20 protein-coding genes are annotated in these 17,931 nt (G+C 26.4%); 12 read left to right on the plus strand and 8 right to left on the minus strand.

All coding sequences use genetic code 11. The features are described 5' to 3' along the window. Window positions 1-335 precede the first annotated feature (335 nt). The 5 genes from KYD98_RS16625 to asrC all read left to right on the plus strand — a co-directional run bounded on the left by KYD98_RS16625 (window position 336) and on the right by asrC (window position 4,667). Complete coding sequence (locus KYD98_RS16625) at window positions 336-1,028, plus strand: Crp/Fnr family transcriptional regulator (RefSeq protein ID WP_219781174.1); 693 nt, start codon at window positions 336-338, stop codon at window positions 1,026-1,028. 85 nt (window positions 1,029-1,113) lie between these two features. Beyond that, window positions 1,114-1,881, plus strand: coding sequence for a formate/nitrite transporter family protein (locus tag KYD98_RS16630; RefSeq protein ID WP_219781175.1), 768 nt, complete (start codon window positions 1,114-1,116; stop codon window positions 1,879-1,881). Between the two features lie 12 nt (window positions 1,882-1,893). After that, a complete protein-coding gene (gene asrA, locus KYD98_RS16635; protein WP_219781176.1) occupies window positions 1,894-2,904 on the plus strand; it encodes an anaerobic sulfite reductase subunit AsrA in 1,011 nt (336 codons plus the stop codon). Beyond that, entirely contained in the window at window positions 2,897-3,691 is a 795-nt protein-coding gene (gene asrB / locus KYD98_RS16640; RefSeq protein WP_219781177.1) for an anaerobic sulfite reductase subunit AsrB, read from the plus strand. Before asrA ends, asrB begins: the two co-directional genes overlap by 8 nt. A gap of 13 nt (window positions 3,692-3,704) precedes the next feature. Beyond that, window positions 3,705-4,667 (plus strand): sulfite reductase subunit C, encoded by a 963-nt coding sequence (gene asrC, locus KYD98_RS16645; RefSeq protein WP_219781178.1) that lies wholly within the window; start codon window positions 3,705-3,707, stop codon window positions 4,665-4,667. A gap of 218 nt (window positions 4,668-4,885) precedes the next feature. Here asrC and KYD98_RS16650 read toward each other — a convergent pair whose 3' ends face one another. The 3 genes from KYD98_RS16650 to KYD98_RS16660 are packed head-to-tail and all read right to left on the minus strand — an operon-like array spanning window position 4,886 to window position 5,895. Continuing rightward, on the minus strand, window positions 4,886-5,449 hold the full coding sequence (locus KYD98_RS16650) for a manganese catalase family protein (protein ID WP_219781179.1): 564 nt from the start codon (window positions 5,447-5,449) through the stop codon (window positions 4,886-4,888). A gap of 14 nt (window positions 5,450-5,463) precedes the next feature. Further along, window positions 5,464-5,715, minus strand: a complete 252-nt coding sequence (locus KYD98_RS16655) for a spore coat protein CotJB (protein ID WP_219781180.1) — start codon at window positions 5,713-5,715, stop codon at window positions 5,464-5,466. 12 nt (window positions 5,716-5,727) lie between these two features. Next, on the minus strand, window positions 5,728-5,895 hold the full coding sequence (locus tag KYD98_RS16660) for a spore coat associated protein CotJA (RefSeq protein ID WP_219781181.1): 168 nt from the start codon (window positions 5,893-5,895) through the stop codon (window positions 5,728-5,730). Window positions 5,896-6,256: 361 nt separating this feature from the next. Between KYD98_RS16660 and KYD98_RS16665 the strand changes: the two genes are divergently transcribed. Beyond that, window positions 6,257-8,302 (plus strand): M13-type metalloendopeptidase, encoded by a 2,046-nt coding sequence (locus KYD98_RS16665; protein WP_219781182.1) that lies wholly within the window; start codon window positions 6,257-6,259, stop codon window positions 8,300-8,302. 254 nt (window positions 8,303-8,556) lie between these two features. On the opposite strand, the gene KYD98_RS16670 is transcribed toward KYD98_RS16665, so the two are convergent. Then, window positions 8,557-9,303 carry a TIGR03915 family putative DNA repair protein gene (locus KYD98_RS16670; RefSeq protein ID WP_219781183.1) on the minus strand — a complete coding sequence of 249 codons (747 nt, stop codon included), beginning with the start codon at window positions 9,301-9,303 and terminating at the stop codon, window positions 8,557-8,559. A 2-nt stretch (window positions 9,304-9,305) separates the two neighbouring features. Beyond that, the gene (locus KYD98_RS16675; RefSeq protein WP_219781184.1) at window positions 9,306-10,679 is read right to left on the minus strand and encodes a putative DNA modification/repair radical SAM protein; all 1,374 of its coding nucleotides are present in this window, start codon (window positions 10,677-10,679) and stop codon (window positions 9,306-9,308) included. A gap of 495 nt (window positions 10,680-11,174) precedes the next feature. On the opposite strand from KYD98_RS16675, the gene KYD98_RS16680 reads away from it, so the two are divergent. After that, window positions 11,175-11,795: an HAD family hydrolase gene (locus KYD98_RS16680; RefSeq protein ID WP_219781185.1), complete on the plus strand. Its 621-nt coding sequence runs from the start codon at window positions 11,175-11,177 to the stop codon at window positions 11,793-11,795. Window positions 11,796-11,977: 182 nt separating this feature from the next. Here the strand turns inward: KYD98_RS16680 and KYD98_RS18310 are convergent, their stop codons facing one another. Beyond that, on the minus strand, window positions 11,978-12,100 hold the full coding sequence (locus tag KYD98_RS18310; protein ID WP_258049895.1) for a hypothetical protein: 123 nt from the start codon (window positions 12,098-12,100) through the stop codon (window positions 11,978-11,980). A 517-nt stretch (window positions 12,101-12,617) separates the two neighbouring features. Here KYD98_RS18310 and KYD98_RS16685 point away from each other — a divergent pair. From KYD98_RS16685 to KYD98_RS16700, 4 genes are all read left to right on the plus strand, one after another. After that, window positions 12,618-12,827, plus strand: a complete 210-nt coding sequence (locus tag KYD98_RS16685) for a FeoA family protein (protein WP_219781186.1) — start codon at window positions 12,618-12,620, stop codon at window positions 12,825-12,827. A gap of 12 nt (window positions 12,828-12,839) precedes the next feature. After that, the gene (locus KYD98_RS16690) at window positions 12,840-13,061 is read left to right on the plus strand and encodes a FeoA family protein (RefSeq protein WP_219781187.1); all 222 of its coding nucleotides are present in this window, start codon (window positions 12,840-12,842) and stop codon (window positions 13,059-13,061) included. Window positions 13,062-13,149: 88 nt separating this feature from the next. Then, the gene (gene feoB, locus KYD98_RS16695) at window positions 13,150-15,294 is read left to right on the plus strand and encodes a ferrous iron transport protein B (protein WP_219781188.1); all 2,145 of its coding nucleotides are present in this window, start codon (window positions 13,150-13,152) and stop codon (window positions 15,292-15,294) included. Between the two features lie 84 nt (window positions 15,295-15,378). Continuing rightward, complete coding sequence (locus KYD98_RS16700; RefSeq protein WP_219781189.1) at window positions 15,379-15,558, plus strand: FeoB-associated Cys-rich membrane protein; 180 nt, start codon at window positions 15,379-15,381, stop codon at window positions 15,556-15,558. A gap of 132 nt (window positions 15,559-15,690) precedes the next feature. On the opposite strand, the gene KYD98_RS16705 is transcribed toward KYD98_RS16700, so the two are convergent. Together KYD98_RS16705 and KYD98_RS16710 are read right to left on the minus strand one after the other, a co-directional pair. Continuing rightward, window positions 15,691-16,008 carry a DUF1540 domain-containing protein gene (locus tag KYD98_RS16705; protein WP_219781190.1) on the minus strand — a complete coding sequence of 106 codons (318 nt, stop codon included), beginning with the start codon at window positions 16,006-16,008 and terminating at the stop codon, window positions 15,691-15,693. An 86-nt stretch (window positions 16,009-16,094) separates the two neighbouring features. Continuing rightward, on the minus strand, window positions 16,095-16,637 hold the full coding sequence (locus KYD98_RS16710) for an NADH peroxidase (RefSeq protein ID WP_219781191.1): 543 nt from the start codon (window positions 16,635-16,637) through the stop codon (window positions 16,095-16,097). A 380-nt stretch (window positions 16,638-17,017) separates the two neighbouring features. Between KYD98_RS16710 and nadA the strand changes: the two genes are divergently transcribed. After that, a complete protein-coding gene (gene nadA, locus KYD98_RS16715; RefSeq protein ID WP_219781192.1) occupies window positions 17,018-17,929 on the plus strand; it encodes a quinolinate synthase NadA in 912 nt (303 codons plus the stop codon). Window positions 17,930-17,931 lie beyond the last annotated feature (2 nt).

Genomic DNA, 17,931 nt, shown 5'->3' on the forward strand with positions numbered 1-17,931 from the left:
CGACTCATGTACATTCGCTGAGTAAGTTCAAGTAACAAAATATAAAATTTTGACTTTCACTTAAGAGTTCTAAAAAGAAAATTCCAATGCCAGTTCGCCCTTATACTAAAACATCAACACTATTTTAAAATGTAGATTGATAAAAGAACTATCTTAAAACATATTTATGTACTTAAGATAGTTCTTTGTTTATTTTTTTACATTTAAGTGTTATATTATTAAAAAGAAATTTTCTAAAATTAAAAAATTATAATAAATGAAGGTACTATGTATTTTTGATTATAAATAAAAGCTTAGATAATTATTTTATTATATAAATATGATTAGGAGCAGAAATGAAAGATATTATGCTAGAACAAATAAAAGATTTAGAAATATTTAATGGTATATCTAAAAATTCTTTAGAAGAACTTATGGAAAAAGGGGAAGTAAAAAAATACAACTCAAGAAGCCACATTTTTAGAGATAAAGAAGATGTAAAGAAATTATATATTGTATTAAAAGGAACTGTATCATTATATAAGCTAAATGAATGTGGCCATAAACGTGTAATATTTATCTTAGGAAAAGGTAAGATGATTAATGATGTAATTATACAAGAGTTACCTTCATCTATAAATTGTGAGGCATTTGAAGATGCATATATACTTAGTTATATCAAAGACGATTTTTTGAGAATTATGGAAAGAGACTTTATACTTTCTAAAAACGTAATATGTTCTTTATCTATGAAAGTTAGAAGAATGTATAGGCAACTTAAAAATTCAACAGGTGTAATAAAAATGGAAAAAAGGTTAGCAGCAAAGCTATGGAAATTAAGTAAGGATTATGGTAAAGAGTGTGATAATGGAATACTTATTAATATAAATATAACTATTACTTATTTATCAGAATTATTAGGTTCAAAAAGAGAAACGATATCTAGAGTTTTAAAGATACTTTCTAATAAAAAATTAATAGAATATAAAGATAAAAAAATTCTGGTAATTGATCAGGATAAATTATCAAAGTTTTTTAAAGCACCGTGATTAAAATCACGGTGCTTTAATTTTTAATTAATTATACTTTAATTAAAGATTAATTTAATACACAAACGAAGGGAGAACTTATATTATGTTTTGTGAAGAATTTAACACTGTAGTGGGTGCTGGAAAAGCAAAAATTAATTTATTGAGAACGAATAAATGTGGATATTTTATAAGCTCAATGCTTGCAGGTCTTTATGTTGGAATGGGAATTATGCTTATATTTACTATTGGAGGATTATTAAATAGTGCAGGTTCAGTAGCTACTAAGATAATTATGGGAATATCATTTGGAGTAGCATTAAGTTTAGTTGTCATGGCTGGTTCAGAACTTTTTACAGGAAATAATTTTGTTATGACTGCGGCATCTTTAAGTGGAGAAGTAAAGTGGAGTGATACGTTTAAAATATGGATAGTTTGCTTTGTTGGAAATCTACTTGGTTCAATAATTGCAGGGATTATGTTTTATTTTACTGGACTTGCAATAGGACCAGTAGGAACTTTTATTGCCAATACATCGGCAATAAAAATGAGTATTCCATTTTTACCGTTATTAATGCGAGCTATATTTTGTAATATATTAGTTTGTTTAGCTGTATGGTGCAGTTTCCGTTGTAAAAATGAAGTAGCTAAACTAATAATGATTTTTTGGTGTTTATTTTTATTTATAACAGCTGGATTTGAACACAGCGTAGCAAATATGACACTTTTAACAATAGGGTTACTATCACCAGAGACGGCAGATGTTAGCATAATGGGATATATATATAATATTGGAGTAGTAACACTTGGAAATATTATTGGTGGGGCATTATTTGTAGCCTTTCCATACTATATAATTTCAAAAAGAAAGTAAAGGAGTAGTAATATGGGATATAAATTAAATAAAAAAAGTATAAACGATATATTTGAAAGTTTATCAAAAGAATATCTAATCTATGCACCTAAATTATTTTTGGGAGAGGGGAATTTTTCAGATACTGATAGAATTCGTTATGGTGAAATAAAAAATATAGATGAGATTATTTTTAATGAAAAAGCACAATACTCTGCTAAAGAAGTATTACTACCAATTTCTCAAACACTTTTCTTTTTTACAGAAGATTCTATAAAAGAACCTAATCCGCCTAAAAAAGGAGCAATTATATTTTTAAGAAGTTGTGATTTACATGCTATAAAACGTATGGATGATATTTATTTAAAAAATGGACAAGAAGATTATTACTATAAAAAATTAAGAGAAAATGTAAAGTTTATTTTAATGGGATGTGAAAATTCATTTGAAAATTGTTTTTGTGTAAGCATGGGAACAAATGAAACAAATGAATATGATGCTTATTTAAAAGTAATGGATGATTATGTATATGTAGATATACAAGAAGAAGAACTTAAAAAATTATTTAAACAAGATAAAGAGATAGACGTTAAGCCTGACTTTGTAACACAAAATAATGTAAATGTGTCTATACCAGAAAATCTTTCTTTAGATATTATGAAGTCTAAAATGTGGGAAGAGTATAGTTCACGTTGTATTGCATGTGGTAGATGTAATTTTGCTTGTCCTACTTGCACTTGTTTTACAATGCAAGATATTTTCTATACTGATAATGGTAAAGCTGGTGAAAGACGTAGAGTATGGGCATCTTGCCAAGTAGATGGATTTACTGATATGGCTGGTGGACATAGTTTTAGACTAGATAAAGGACAACGTATGAGATTTAAGGTAATGCACAAAGTTTATGATTATAAGAAGAAATGGGGATATCACATGTGTGTTGGATGTGGTAGATGTGATGATATTTGCCCAGAATATATATCTTTTTCAAATTGTATAAATAAGTTAAAAGATGGTATGGAAGAGGTGTCAGCAGATGAGTAAAAATGAATATATTCCTTTTTTATCACAAATAAAAGAAGTAATTAAACATACAGATATTGAATATACTTTCAGAATGGAATTTAAAGGTGATGTAAAACCAGGTCAATTTTTTGAGGTATCATTACCTAAGTTTGGTGAAGCACCTATTTCAGTAAGTGGTATTGGTGAAGACACTGTTGATTTAACAATAAGAAGAGTTGGTAAAGTTACTAATGAAATATTTAATAACTATGTTGGTGATAAGCTATATTTAAGAGGTCCTTATGGAAATGGATTTGATATTAATAATTATAAAGAAAAAGAATTAATAGTAGTTGCAGGAGGAACAGGACTTTCACCAGTAAAAGGAGTAGTTGATTATTTTTCAAACAATATGGAAGATGCAAAAAGTTTTACATTAATAGCAGGTTTTAAATCTCCTAGTGATATTTTATTTAAAAGTGACATTGAAGCTTGGAATAAAAATATTAATCTTATTTTAACTGTTGATAATGCCCATGAAGGATATGAAGGCAATGTAGGCATGGTTACTAAATACATTCCAAACCTTCCAATTGAAGATATTAAAAATGCAGTAGTTATTGTAGTAGGTCCTCCTATTATGATGAAATTTACAGTGGCAGAATTTTTAAAGCTTGGAATAGAAGAAAATAATATTTGGATATCACAAGAAAGAAAAATGTGTTGTGGAATTGGTAAATGTGGTCATTGCAAAATAGATGATACATACATTTGCTTAGACGGACCAGTTTTTAACTATTCAAAAGGAAAATCTTTAATAGATTAGGAAGGAGTTAATTATGGATTTAAATACAAAAAAAATTAAAAAGAATGCATTTAGAGTTACAAAAGTAAGAGGAGTAACTGCTTCTAGAATCAGAGTTCCGGGTGGACATATGCAAGCAGAACTTTTAGGTAAGATTCAAGAAATTGCACAAAAATACGGTAATGGTACTATTCATATAACAACACGTCAAGGATTCGAAGTACCTGGAATAAAATATGAAGATATGGATAAGGTAAATAAGCTATTACAACCTATAATTGAAGAATTAGATATAAATCAAGAAGTACCAGGTAAAGGATATACAGCTGCTGGAACAAGAAATGTAGCTGCTTGTATAGGAAATAAGGTTTGTCCTTTTGCAAATTATAATACAACTAATTTCGCAAAAAAAATTGATAAAGCTATATTCCCAAATGATTTACATTTTAAAATAGCGTTAACAGGATGTCCTAATGATTGTATAAAAGCAAGAACTCATGACTTTGGTATAATAGGGATGACAGAACCACAATATGAGATAGATAGATGTGTAAGTTGTGGAGCATGTATAAAAAAATGTAAGAAAAAATCTGTAGATGCCCTTAAATTTGTTAATTATAAGGTTGTTAGAAATGAGGATAAATGTATTGGTTGTGGAGAATGTGTTATAAACTGTCCTACTGGTGCATGGACTAGAAGTAAAGAAAAATATTATAAATTAGTTATTATGGGTAGAACAGGAAAGAGAAATCCACGTTTAGCAGAAGATTTCCTAATTTGGGCAGATGAAGAGAGTATAATTAAAATAATTTTAAATACCTATAAATTTGTAGAGAAGTATATTGATAAAGATGCACCAGGAGGAAAAGAACATATAGGATATATTATTGATAGAGTAGGATTTTCAGAATATAAAAAATGGGCTCTAGAAGGAATAGAATTTCCTGAAAAAACAATAATTAAACAATGTGTTTATTGGAGTGGACTACACTTTTAATTAAATAAGGCACATGAAATAAAATAATAGATCAAAGATGTGGCGTCTATTATGTTTCAGACAAGAAGAGAAAATATACAAACATACTGGTCTATTAATTTTTTTGAATGTACCTAAATCAAAAAGCTCTATTACTTTTATGGTAATAGAGCTTTTTGCAATTTCACATTTTAATGAAATTAAACAAATTTTAAATTAGAGTATTTTTATGAAGAATACTACCTTTTACAGAAGTGATCTTGCACATTATTTAAAGCTTCACCAAATCGTTGATAGTGAACTACTTCTCTTTCTCTTAAGAATTTTAATATATCTTTTATATCTTGTTCATCAGTTAATTGAATTAAATGTTCATAAGTTGCCCTTGCTTTTTGTTCAGCAGCCATATTTTCATGCAAGTCTGCAATTACATCATCTTTAGCTTGTATATAAGTTGCAGTCCAAGGGTTTCCAGTAGCATCAGTATAAAATGTTGCTTTTCCATGATCAACATAATGGCCACCAAGTCCAGCCTTTTTTAATTCATCTAAACTTGCATTTTCCATAAGTTGATGAGCCATAGTAGCAATTATTTCAACATGAGCCATTTCTTCTGTTCCTATATCTGTAAGTAATGCTTTGGATTTTCCAGTAGGCATTGTATAACGTTGATTTAAATATCTAAGTGCAGCAGCTAATTCTCCATCGGGACCTCCATATTGAGATATAAGAAATTTAGCCATCTGAAGATCTTTACATTTAAGATTTACTGGATATTCCAGTGTTTTTACATAATACCACATAAATTTAAATCCTCCTAATCATAATTTTCCCAAGGCCATGGTTGTTCAACCCAAGCTTTTGAATCTTCTTTAAAAGAAGTTCCAAAGTTTGTAAGTGGGCCATAGTTTTTTTCATATTCATTAATTAAACAAATTAGTTTATAAGATAAAGTTTCATAATCTTTTTTTGCATCTTTATCATCAGGAAAATTATCTAGAAATAGATTTAAGTCTATAGCGGCAAATTGATAAATCCTTATATTATCTAATAACTCTTTTTCAGACATAATATATCACCTCTAACATTTATTTTTTTTCTTTTCATCATAAGGTTGATAAAGGGATTTGAAAATTGTTCCTTTATCAAAGGCTTCTTTGCATGAAAATAAATTCTCATATTTTTGAGGTAATATATATGCGCGAGCATATTCTTTTTGTTTATACATACAGTTATCATCTCTGTACATAAAAAAATTCATCCCTTCAATTTGATTACTCAATAAGTATAATATGCAATCTTAAAGAAGATTGTGATAATTCATGTAAAAATATGCGTTTTAATATTTTTAATTAAAATTCACGTTTTTTAAGTCGATAATATAATTTCTTATTTTAATATGAAAATTAACTTTAATATAAGAGTAATAGTTTAAATAAAGTTTCAATATTTAAATAAAAAATTAATAAAAATTGTTGCTAATATTTAAAATAATACTATAGATTATAAATTAAAGTTTTTCTTAAGATAAGTGTATTTAATTTACCAGTTTATATTACTATGGTAAAATTGTGTAAAGTAGATTTATATTTAATAAAAAGGAGGATGAGATGAAAAAAAGAATATTATCGATATTAAGTATTTTGATTTGCTTAATTACCTTAATTCCCATTAAATATTCAACAGTTATGGCATCAGAAACATCTCAAAAAAGTTTAAATAAGAGTAATGAGATAAGATTACAAGATGATTTTTATAAAGCAATTAATCAAGAGTGGATTAAAAATTCTAAGCTTAAAGATGGGGAAAATGAAAAAAGTGAATTTATAAGTCTTAAAAATAAAGTAAAAAGTGAAATGGATACTATATTTGATCAATTATTAATTAATAAAAATAAGTATAGTGAAAATAGTGAAGAAAAAAAAGTTATTAATTTATATAATAATTTTATTGATATGAACTCAAGAAACAAACAAGGGATTGAACCAGTAAAAAAATATATAAATCAAATAAAGGGTGTAAAAAATTTAGATGAACTTACAAGATTATTTTCTAATCCAGAAATAAATATATTTAATAATTTAATTCAATTTAATGTAGAACCAGATAACAAAGATGGAAAAACTAATGTTTTATACATATATTCGACTCCACTTTTTTTAGGTGATTCTGCTCAATATAAAAATCCATCAGAAGAATTTAATAAAAATAAAATTATAATGGAAAAATATTTAAATAATATTTTAAAGTTAAGTGGATATAATGATGAAGAGACAAATGAGAAGGTCAATAATTTATTTAAATTTGAAAAAATGTTATCACCATCTATGTTAAGTATACAAGAGTTTTTTAAACAGTATAGCACAAATGAAAGTATAGGTGAAATTTGTAATGTCAGAGAAATAGGTGAAAAGGCACCTAATTTAAATCTTTCATATATAATGGAAGAATTAGGATATGACAAAGCTGATAAAGTTATTTTGCTTGAACCTAAATGGTTAGAAAAGTTAAATGAATTATACACAGAAGAAAATTTACAAATTATCAAAGATTATACTGAAGTATGTTTAATTTCATCTTCATCTCAATATTTAAGTAAAGATTTTAAAGATACATATTCAGAATTTGAAAAAGAGTTATATTCCTTAAAAGAGGACAAAACTTTAGAGCAGGAAGGAAGCGAATATGTAGAAAAAAACTTTGGGATGTTGTTTAGTAAATTATATGTTAAAAGATATTTTACGAAGCAAGCTCAAAAAGATATAGAAGAAATCACTCATAAAATAATAGAAACTTATAAAAAAAGAATTAATTCACTTGATTGGATGACTGATTCAACTAAACAAAGTGCTATAAAAAAATTAGATTGTTTAAAAGTAACTATAGGATATTCAGGAGAATGGAAAGATTATTCAAAACTAGATTTGAAGTCATATAATGAAGGGAGTTCACTTTTTGATAATATAGTAAATTTAGAACTTTTTTCATATAAAGAAAAATTAAATAAACTTAATAAATCAGTTAAAGAAGAAAAATTACCTTTTGATTTGGGTAAACCACAAGATGTTAATGCATATTATGATGTAAATACAAATCAAATCATTATTCCAGCAGCAATATTACAACCACCATTTTATGATGCTAATGCAAGCAAGGAAGTAAACTTAGGAGCAATAGGTATGATTATTGGACATGAAATTACACATGCTTTTGATAATACAGGAGCTAAGTTTGATGAGAATGGTAAAATTAATAATTGGTGGAATGATGAAGATTATAAAGAGTTTACAGAAAAAATACAAAAGATAATAAATTTTTATGGAGAAATTGAAGTATTTCCAGGGAAAAAAATTGATGGCAAGATGACAGTAGGTGAAAACATTGCAGATATAGGCTCTATGACTTGTATGTTAGATATATTAGATACAATAAAAAATCCAGATTATGATGCTTTCTTTAGAAGTTTTGCTACTACATGGCGCAATATAGCTACTAAAGAATATAAAGAACTTCTATTAAAAACAGATAGTCATTCGCCTAATAATATTAGAGTTAATACTGTTCTGCAACAATTTGAAAAATTTTATGAAACTTATAATATTACAGAAAAAGATGGTATGTATGTTAAATTAGAAGACAGATTGTCAATTTGGTAATATATTATTAAAAGATTTTTAAGAGTAGTTATTTAAATAATATCTATCTTAAAAATCTTTTTTATTCTTTAAGAAATTATATATCTCAAAATATGTGGATAACTTCTAGAATATCGTGTTTTAGAGGTATTATAAGTACAATCTAAAGAATAAAAAAATCATATGTCGCCGCACCATTTCCTGCACTATGTTTGGAAAGAGTTCATGGCTAAAAAAATCGACGCTTCACAGTCGTTTAGCGGTTTTTTATTCTTTTAAAAATTCTGAGTTTCAAATATATGTTTCCAATATCGTTTAGGCATCATTCTCATTTGTAACCTAGAATTTTCTCTTTCTTTTATATTGGTAGATTTAAAGTAAGCATTCCAAAGAGTAGAATAATCATCATTAAGAAGTTTAAGTTTTTCATAATCATCAATATTCATACTAATTATTTCATATGAGATAGAATCATAGACTAAAGCTTTTTCTCTAGATATATCATGAATAATGAAATATTCATTAGGAAATCTTTTTTTAAAATGTTCACCGATAAGTTCTAATATATCATTGTCAGGTTCAATTGAAGCATAAAGAAATCTATTTTCAATTGATTTAAATCTAATAAATCCTTTAAATCTATGACTTTCAGAAGCAACTCTTTTATTTATCGTATCAACAAGTCTTACTTCATCAATATTCAAAAATGAATGTATATTATAACTAAGTTTGAAAGCTATTTTTAAATATTTAAATATAAGCATTTCTTTATTTTCAAAGTTACTTAAATAAACAATATAAATTTTTTTCAAGCAAAGATTATCTATTTTATTTAAAATAGTATCTTTAACTTTTTTAAATTTATCCTTTTCAGTATTAATATTAATAACTTCATCAAATAAAAGAGGTATATTAGATGAACTTGAACTATAAATAGATGTTGGTAGAGTTTTACTATAAAAACAATAATAAATAGAAGTTAATAAACCTTCAAAACTACCATCATATAAAAATATTTTCATAATTAAAATTCTCCATTTATAGCTGTAATTTTGTCACTTAATCTAAATTTATTATTTGAGAATATATTTTGGTCATTAGGTAAAATAATTCCTGATGGAGTTATCTTTTCATCTAACTTAGATTCATCAAAAAAAGATATTTGATCAGGATGTGGTTCAGTTGATTTAATTATATTTTGTTCTAAAAGTTTATTTTTAATTTTGTTATCATCAAATGAAACTTCTCCATAGTATTTACCATTACAAGTAATAAAATATTTTGCTCTTTTTAAAGTGATTCTTAATTTTTTCAAATCATCAAATGTTAATCTATGAACTCTTCTAACTTTTATTATTCTTTTAGCAGAGGTAACTCCAATACCAGGTATACGTAATAATTTCTCATAGGAAGCTGTATTAATTTCTATAGGAAAATCATTTAAGTTAGATAATGCCCATGAGGTTTTTGGATCAAAATTTAAATCAAAATTATCATTTTCGTTTTTTAATAATTCATTTGCTCTAAATCCATAATATCTAAGTAACCAATCAGCTTGATAAAGTCTGTGTTCCCTGAGTGTTGGAGGATGAGTTATATCAGGTAATAATTTATTATCTTTCACCACCGGTACATATGCTGAATAATAAACTCTTTTTAATTTATATTTATCATAGAGTGATTGAGATAAACCAATTATTTTAGCATCACTTTCAGGTGTGGCTCCTACAATTAACTGTGTACTTTGTCCACCAGGTACAAATAAAGGAGTACTTTTTATTGTTTTTTTCATTTCTGTATAGTTAATTATAGAATTTTTAATTATTCTCATAGGTTTCAATATGGTATCTTTACTTTTTTGCGGTGCCAAAAGTTTTAGACTGTTATTTGATGGGAGCTCGATATTAACACTCATCCTATCTGCATATCTACCAGCTTCTTCGATTAAATATTTATCAGCACCAGGTATTGCTTTTAAGTGAATATACCCATTAAATTTTTCTTCTATTCTAAGTTTTTTTACTGTTTTTAATAAAAGTTCCATAGTATAATTTGGGTTATTTATAATAGCAGAACTTAAAAAAAGTCCTTCTATATAATTACGTTTATAAAAATTAATAGTAAGATTACATACTTCTTCAGGTGTAAAACTAACTCTTAAAAAATCTCTAGATATAGCATTTAAGCAATATTTACAATCAAAAACACAATTGTTTGAAAATAAAATCTTTAAAAGCGATATACAGCGACCATCAGGGGTAAAGCTATGACAAATACCGCTATTAGAAGCATCTCCAATTCCTTTATTAAGATTTTTCCTTTTTGAACCAGAGGAGGAGCAGGAAACATCATATTTTGCAGCTGCTGAAAGAATTTTCAATTTATCCATTAAATCCATTTTAATTACACTTCCTTTTTAACAGGATGAACAGAATATATGTTCTCATGAAATTTATTATACTACGAATATATGTTTGGTTACAATAATTTATAAAAATAAAGCGGATATATAAGTGCTCTAAATATAAAGAAGAATAAAAAATAAATTAGTTACTAATCATAGTAATAATTAATATATATATTCTAATTAAGTTATTACATTTATAATTTTTTATAAAGTTTTTATAGAAAATTATGTTTTGAATTAATATTATCTAAATTGGAAGCTTATATAGCATAAATTTTCTATATAAGATTCTCATTATACTGGTAAGTGATATAATTTATAACTATTATAAGATTTATATTAATGAACAAACTTTATTGGAACTTATATATTATAAATAGGTTATATGAGATATGTTTTAATTTAAAAATTAGAATGTAAACTAATATTAATCTGAAAAAGTAAATTAGTATATAATTAGGATATAAGTAAAAAGGAGGTAAAATTGTGGATAGTCTTATTTTTGATTTAGATGGAACGTTATGGGATGCAACAGAAGCTTTTTATGTATGTTGGAATGAAGCTTTTTTAAAGTATGATGAAACAAAAACTGGTATGACACTTGAACAAATAAAGAGTGTTATGGGAATGACAATGAATGATATAATGGAAAAATTTTTTCCAAGGTTAGATGAAAATCGTAGAGAAAATATAATAAAAGAATGTGCTGATATTGAACTTAAATATTTATTGAAAAATGGTGGAAATCTATATCCTAAACTAGAAGACACACTTAAAGAATTATCTAAGAAATATAAGTTATTTATAGTTAGTAATTGTGTTGAAGGATATATACAATGTTTTTTAAAAGCTCATAATTTAGAAAAATATTTTTTAGATTTTGAAGACCCAAGTAGAACAGAATTACCTAAAGCAGAAAATATTAAAATAGTAAAGAAAAGGAATGATTTACGTAGTCCAGTATATGTTGGAGATACTAAATGGGATGCAGAAGCTAGTAAGAAAGCAGGAGTGCCTTTTGTATATGCAAGCTATGGTTTTGGGAATTTACAGGAATATGATTATGTAATAAATAAATTTGAAGATTTATTGAATTTAAAAAAATAAGAATATGTTTTAGTTGAATTGATATAGTGGATATTAATATATAAAAGTTATAAATAAGTGTCTGGTTATGCTAGTTTGTTTATAAAATTAATATACCAAACACTTATTTTAATAATACTATTCAATAGCGTATTAATAGACATGTACAAAATAACTTTTATAAATTTTTAATATAAGTAAATTTAATGATTGTTTTTTTTGTTCTTTTTAAAAAATTTTCTACCATATTTATAGATAAATCCAATGACAACAGAATAGATTAATATAATACAAACTGTAAGTAACATTGCTTTCATACGATCCATATTAACACCTCTTTTTATAAGATACATTCAAAAAAATAATATTCTTGTATATTATTTTTTTGATATACCTAAGATTAAGTATAAGAATATTCTAACATAATATGTTAATTAGTAGAAGAAAAAAAGTAATTGTTTACACTGAGATGAATTTAATTTAAATATAAAAGAAGGTTATATAAATAGTTATTTATATAACCTTCTTTTAATTTTTATATTGTAATAGTAAATGTTAAAGTTAATTTAAAATATAGTCTTATATTTACAAATATAGAAACAATAATCAAATAACTTAAAAAATGATTAAATTGAAAAATAAAAGGTTTACAATTGATGAATAAATAAAAAATATAAAAGTTACTGAAAATCATTTGCAACTTCTTAGAAAAGTGATATCATATTAGTATGATAATCATTATCAATAGTTAAGAAAAATCGATTGGACATGTTATAAAAATATACTTTTTATTATGTCTAATTGTTATAAATATTTGTTTAACAAACTTAGGGGGGAAGATATATGCCATTAATATTAGCGGATAGAGGTAAAAGTGTATTTATCAAAAAAGTTAGTGGGAATGACGAAACAAGAAGATTTTTAGCTAGTTTAGGTTTTATTGTGGGTGAGGCAATTACTATTATTTCTGAAATCGGGGGTAATGTAATAATAAATGTAAAGAATAGTAGAATTGCATTAGATAAGTCTATGGCAAGCCGAATAATCGTTTAGGAGGATTAAAAAATGAGTACATTGAAGGATATAAAATGCGGACAAACTGTTAATGTTGCCAAAGTTGATGGAGTAGGTGCAGTTAGAAGGCGTATTATGGATATGGGAATAACAAGAGGGTGTGAAATTTTTGTTCGTAAAGTTGCACCACTTGGAGATCCAATTGAAATAACAGTTAGAGGATATGAATTATCCCTTCGTAAATCGGATGCAGAAATGATTGTTGTAAAGTAATATCTAAAAAGTGATTTTTACAAGTAAGATATGTGACTTGGTTTTTTATGCTTAAGTTATAAAAACAAGTAAACAAGGAGGAATAAAAATGTCAATTAAAATAGGTCTTGCGGGTAATCCAAATTGTGGTAAGACAACAATGTTTAATGAGCTTACAGGTTCAACACAATATGTGGGTAACTGGCCAGGAGTAACAGTTGAAAAAAAAGGTGGAAAATTAAAAGGTCATAAGGATGTTGAAATTATAGATTTACCAGGTATTTATTCTTTATCTCCTTACACACTTGAAGAAGTTGTAAGTCGTGATTTTATGATTAATGATAAACCAGATGCAATTATAAATATAGTTGATGCTTCTAATATTGAAAGAAACTTATATTTAACAACTCAAATTTTGGAATTAGGAATTCCTACAGTTGTAGTATTAAATATGATGGATATAGTCAGAAAAAATGGCGATAAAATTGATGTTAACAAACTATCAAAATTATTAGGATGTCCAGTTGTAGAAGCTTCAGCAGTAAAAGGACAAGGTGTTAAAGAGGCAGCAGAAAAGGCTATTCAAATTGTAAATCAAAAAAATGAATTTACTTTACCTTTAACTGATGAAGTTAAACAATCAATAGAAGCTATTAGAAGAATTGTTGATGATAATATTTCTTATGAAGGTATGAAAAATAGCTGGATTACAATTAAATTGTTTGAAAGAGATAAAAATGTTTTAGAAAAATTAAAAATATCTTCTGTAGTTTTAGATGAAATTGAATCAGTTATAAAAAAATGTGAATCTAAACTTGATGATGATAGTGAAAGTATTATTACTGAAGAACGTTATTCATTTATTGGAGAAAATATATCAAAGGTTATAAAGAAAAATCATAAAAGAAGCGAAACAACATCAGATAAAATTGATAAAATTGTTACAAATCGTTTCTTAGCACTTCCAATTTTCGCTTTTATTATGTGGGGAGTATATTACATAGCAATAAGTACAGTTGGAACTGCGATGACAGATTGGGTAAATGATACATTATTTGCAGAGATTATTCAAGGAAATGTTTCGGATTGGTTAGTAAGTGCAAATGTTGCTGATTGGTTACAAGGATTAATTATAGATGGATTAATTGGTGGAGTAGGAGCAGTACTTGGGTTTGTACCTCAAATTATGGTCTTATTCTTACTATTATCTTTACTTGAAGATTGTGGTTATATGGCACGTGTAGCTTTTATTATGGATAGAGTTTTTCGTAAATTTGGTCTGTCAGGTAAATCATTTATTCCTATGCTTATTAGTTCAGGGTGTGGAGTGCCAGGAATAATGGCAACTCGTACAATGGAAAATGATAGAGATAGAAAAATGACAATTATGTTAACTACATTTATTCCATGTAGTGCTAAGTTACCAATTATTGCATTAATTGGAGGGGCAATTTTTGGAGGAGCATCTTGGGTAGCACCTTCAGTATATTTTTTAGGCATTATAATGATAATTATATGCGGTATTATTTTAAAGAAAACTAAACTATTTGCAGGAGATCCTGCTCCTTTTGTTATGGAACTTCCACAATACCATCTTCCAAGTTTAAAAGGTGTTTTAATGCATATGTGGGAAAGAGGAAAGGCGTTTATTATAAAAGCTGGTACGATTATTTTCGTTGCGTGTGGAGTAATATGGTTCTTAAAATCATTTAATTGGTCATTAGAAATGGTAGATGCAGGTGAAAGTATATTAGCGGATATTGGAAATATAATTGCACCGATATTTGCACCACTTGGATTTGGAGATTGGCAATCAGCAGTTGCAACAGTTACAGGTCTTGTTGCAAAGGAAAATGTTGTAGGAACATTTGGTGTATTATATGGCATAGCGGATGCAACAGAAGAAGATCCAGCACTCCTTGGAAATATAGCAGGAATGTTTACTATGGCTAGTGCATTTGCTTTCGTAGCATTTAATATGCTTTGTGCTCCTTGCTTTGCAGCAATAGGTGCAATAAAGAGAGAAATGGGTTCATGGAAATGGACTTGGATTACATTAGGGTTCCAAACTGGTACTGCTTATATGGTTGCTCTTTTAATTAATCAAGTTGGTAATGCAATCTTATTTGGTGGTAGTATAGTAGGAGCAATAATTTCTATTTTGATAGTTATTGGAATTGTAAGTTTTGTTATAATAGTTTCTAAAAATTCTATAAAAACTCAAACAACTCCTAAGTTAAGTTATACAAAATAATTCATATTATATACTCATTCATTAAGTTTTATTTGATGAATGAGTATATAATTAAAAAATATTTAATTAAGGAAGTGATATATTATGATAGCAACAATTTTAATAAGTGTTATTATATTTGCTTTGATGGCTTTAGTAATAGCAAAACAAGTCAAAAAAGCTAAAAATGGTGAAGGTGGTTGTGGATGTGGATGTTCAGGTTGTCCATCAGCTAGTGCTTGTCACGGCATTAAATTGGCAGAAAAAAGTAATAACATTAAATAAATAAAAGGCAAGTATTATAATTTATATTAAAATACTTGCCTTTAAATAATATTTATATAAATAGATTAAATAATGTGAGAACATTTTATTTTTCCACATTTATTTTTTATTATTCATATAGAATAAATATTTTTATTTACATTCAAAGCTTTCACATTGAGTTTCTGTATACATGTTTGGATGTGAACCATCAACAGTTATAGATGAAAGGTCACAAAGTTTATTATAATTATGTTTACATGTTTCAACAGAACAAACAAGACAGTCACATTCATCAGAACTATTAGTGTTATTAGTTAAGTCACTATAATGCTTTTTATCTAAGAAAGATCCACAGCATGTATCATAATCTTTTTGTGCTGATTGACCACCAATATCAACACGGTTAGCATAACAAGTGCCAGAACAGTTATGAGAGCAATTAGTTACACCACAATTAATTTTTTGCATAAAAAACACTCCTTTTAATATAAATTTTTAGCTATATAAAAATGATTTAGAAAATTTTTTCTGTTATTAATATTTAATTTATAAATTTACTTAAAATATCTATCTAATAGACCTTTAAATGCTCTTCCATGTCTAGCTTCATCTTTACACATTTCATGAACAGTATCATGTATGGCATCTAAATTATCTTTTTTTGCTAATGTTGCTAGTTTCTTTTTACCATCACAAGCACCAAATTCAGCTTCTACTCTTGCTTTAAGATTAGCCTTTGTATCAGGAACAACAACTTCACCTAAAATTTCAGCAAATTTAGCAGCATGTTCAGCTTCTTCAAATGCAATTCTTTTATAAGCTTCGGCAACTTCAGGATATCCCTCTCTATCAGCTTGACGAGACATTGCTAAATACATGCCAACCTCAGTACATTCCCCAGTAAAATTAGCTCTTAAAGCTTCAATAATTTCAGATGATACATCACTTGCAATTCCAATTTTATGCTCATCTGCCCAAGTCATATCTTCTTTCATTTCAATAAATTTATCACTGCCTACTTTACAAACAGGACAAATTTCAGGTGGGGCATCACCCTCATGGATATAACCACATACAGTACAAACAAATTTTTTCATTATATACGTTCCTCCTAAATTTTTATTATTCTAAAATGAATAATTTATTTTGAATTAATAATTTTTTATTAGGCACATGAAATAAAATAATAGATCAAAATAGACGAACATACTGGTCTATTATTTTTTGAATATGCCTTAAGTTAATAAACTTAGTAGCACACAACTTAAAGTATTGCCAAATTAATATAAAATTATGTGAATATAATATATTTTTGTATTTATAATAAATAAAATCCAATAAGTATTTTTAATACAAGATAAAAAAATTACATTTATTTTAATTTGTGTTTATATATTGAAGAAGAAAAGTGTAAATGCTATAATTTCACTTATAGATGTATATACATCTGTAAATAAAGTGTAAAAGTGGTGTAATTGTGGGGAAAACATTAAAAGATAAAATTTTAAAATTAAAAAAAGAAAAGAATGCAATCATTCTTGCTCATTATTATCAGCCAAGTGAAATACAAGAAATAGCTGATTTTATAGGAGATTCTTATTATTTAAGTGAAATAGCTAAAAAATCTAAAGAGGAAGTTATAGTATTTTGTGGAGTAAATTTTATGGCAGAAAGTGCCAAAATATTATCTCCTAATAAGCATATTTTAATTCCAAATAAAAAAGCTGGATGTTCAATGGCTGATATGGTTAGTAGTAATATTTTAATAGATTTAAAGAAGAAATATCCAGAAGCATATGTAGTCTGTTATATTAATTCAACTTATAATGTAAAAGCATATTGTGATGTTGTTGTAACATCATCAAGTGCATTAAAAATATTAAATAAGGTATCTAATAAACAAATAATATTTCTGCCAGATAAAAATTTAGGAGAATATATATCAGAATTCTTTCCAGATAAAGAATTTATATTATGGGATGGTTTTTGTAAATGTCATAATAAAATAAATAAAAATGATATCTTAAAATTAAAAAAACAACATATTAATGCTGAAATATTAGTTCATCCAGAGTGCAAAAAAGAGGTTAGAATGCTTGGAAACTATATAGGAAGTACAAATGGAATAATAGAATATGCAACAAAAAGTAAATGCAATAAATTTATTATAGTAACAGAAGAAGGGATTTTACATGAATTAAATAAAAGAAGTCCTAATAAGAAATTTATTTTCCCAGAAAGTAGAATTTATTGTGAAGATATGAAGAAAACAACTCTTGAAAATTTATATGACACTTTATTAAATATGAAAAATGAAATAGTGTTGAATGAGGATATTAGAAAGAAAGCATTAAAATCTTTAGAAAATATGCATAGGTTAGGAGATTAGTA

Source organism: Clostridium weizhouense (assembly GCF_019431045.1).
GTDB lineage: Bacteria > Bacillota > Clostridia > Clostridiales > Clostridiaceae > Clostridium > Clostridium weizhouense.

Excerpts from the sequence above, each read along its gene's own strand:
- KYD98_RS18310 (WP_258049895.1), bottom strand. The coding sequence starts at position 12,100 with ATGGATCGTATGAAAGCAATGTTACTTACAGTTTGTATTATATTAATC.
- asrB (WP_219781177.1), top strand. The coding sequence starts at position 2,897 with ATGAGTAAAAATGAATATATTCCTTTTTTATCACAAATAAAAGAAGTA.
- KYD98_RS16665 (WP_219781182.1), top strand. The coding sequence starts at position 6,257 with ATGAAAAAAAGAATATTATCGATATTAAGTATTTTGATTTGCTTAATT.
- KYD98_RS16710 (WP_219781191.1), bottom strand. The coding sequence starts at position 16,637 with ATGAAAAAATTTGTTTGTACTGTATGTGGTTATATCCATGAGGGTGAT.
- KYD98_RS16650 (WP_219781179.1), bottom strand. The coding sequence starts at position 5,449 with ATGTGGTATTATGTAAAAACACTGGAATATCCAGTAAATCTTAAATGT.
- KYD98_RS16630 (WP_219781175.1), top strand. The coding sequence starts at position 1,114 with ATGTTTTGTGAAGAATTTAACACTGTAGTGGGTGCTGGAAAAGCAAAA.
- asrC (WP_219781178.1), top strand. The coding sequence starts at position 3,705 with ATGGATTTAAATACAAAAAAAATTAAAAAGAATGCATTTAGAGTTACA.
- KYD98_RS16655 (WP_219781180.1), bottom strand. The coding sequence starts at position 5,715 with ATGTCTGAAAAAGAGTTATTAGATAATATAAGGATTTATCAATTTGCC.
- KYD98_RS16685 (WP_219781186.1), top strand. The coding sequence starts at position 12,618 with ATGCCATTAATATTAGCGGATAGAGGTAAAAGTGTATTTATCAAAAAA.
- KYD98_RS16700 (WP_219781189.1), top strand. The coding sequence starts at position 15,379 with ATGATAGCAACAATTTTAATAAGTGTTATTATATTTGCTTTGATGGCT.
- KYD98_RS16675 (WP_219781184.1), bottom strand. The coding sequence starts at position 10,679 with ATGGATTTAATGGATAAATTGAAAATTCTTTCAGCAGCTGCAAAATAT.
- KYD98_RS16625 (WP_219781174.1), top strand. The coding sequence starts at position 336 with ATGAAAGATATTATGCTAGAACAAATAAAAGATTTAGAAATATTTAAT.
- KYD98_RS16660 (WP_219781181.1), bottom strand. The coding sequence starts at position 5,895 with ATGTACAGAGATGATAACTGTATGTATAAACAAAAAGAATATGCTCGC.
- KYD98_RS16670 (WP_219781183.1), bottom strand. The coding sequence starts at position 9,303 with ATGAAAATATTTTTATATGATGGTAGTTTTGAAGGTTTATTAACTTCT.
- KYD98_RS16690 (WP_219781187.1), top strand. The coding sequence starts at position 12,840 with ATGAGTACATTGAAGGATATAAAATGCGGACAAACTGTTAATGTTGCC.
- feoB (WP_219781188.1), top strand. The coding sequence starts at position 13,150 with ATGTCAATTAAAATAGGTCTTGCGGGTAATCCAAATTGTGGTAAGACA.
- KYD98_RS16705 (WP_219781190.1), bottom strand. The coding sequence starts at position 16,008 with ATGCAAAAAATTAATTGTGGTGTAACTAATTGCTCTCATAACTGTTCT.
- asrA (WP_219781176.1), top strand. The coding sequence starts at position 1,894 with ATGGGATATAAATTAAATAAAAAAAGTATAAACGATATATTTGAAAGT.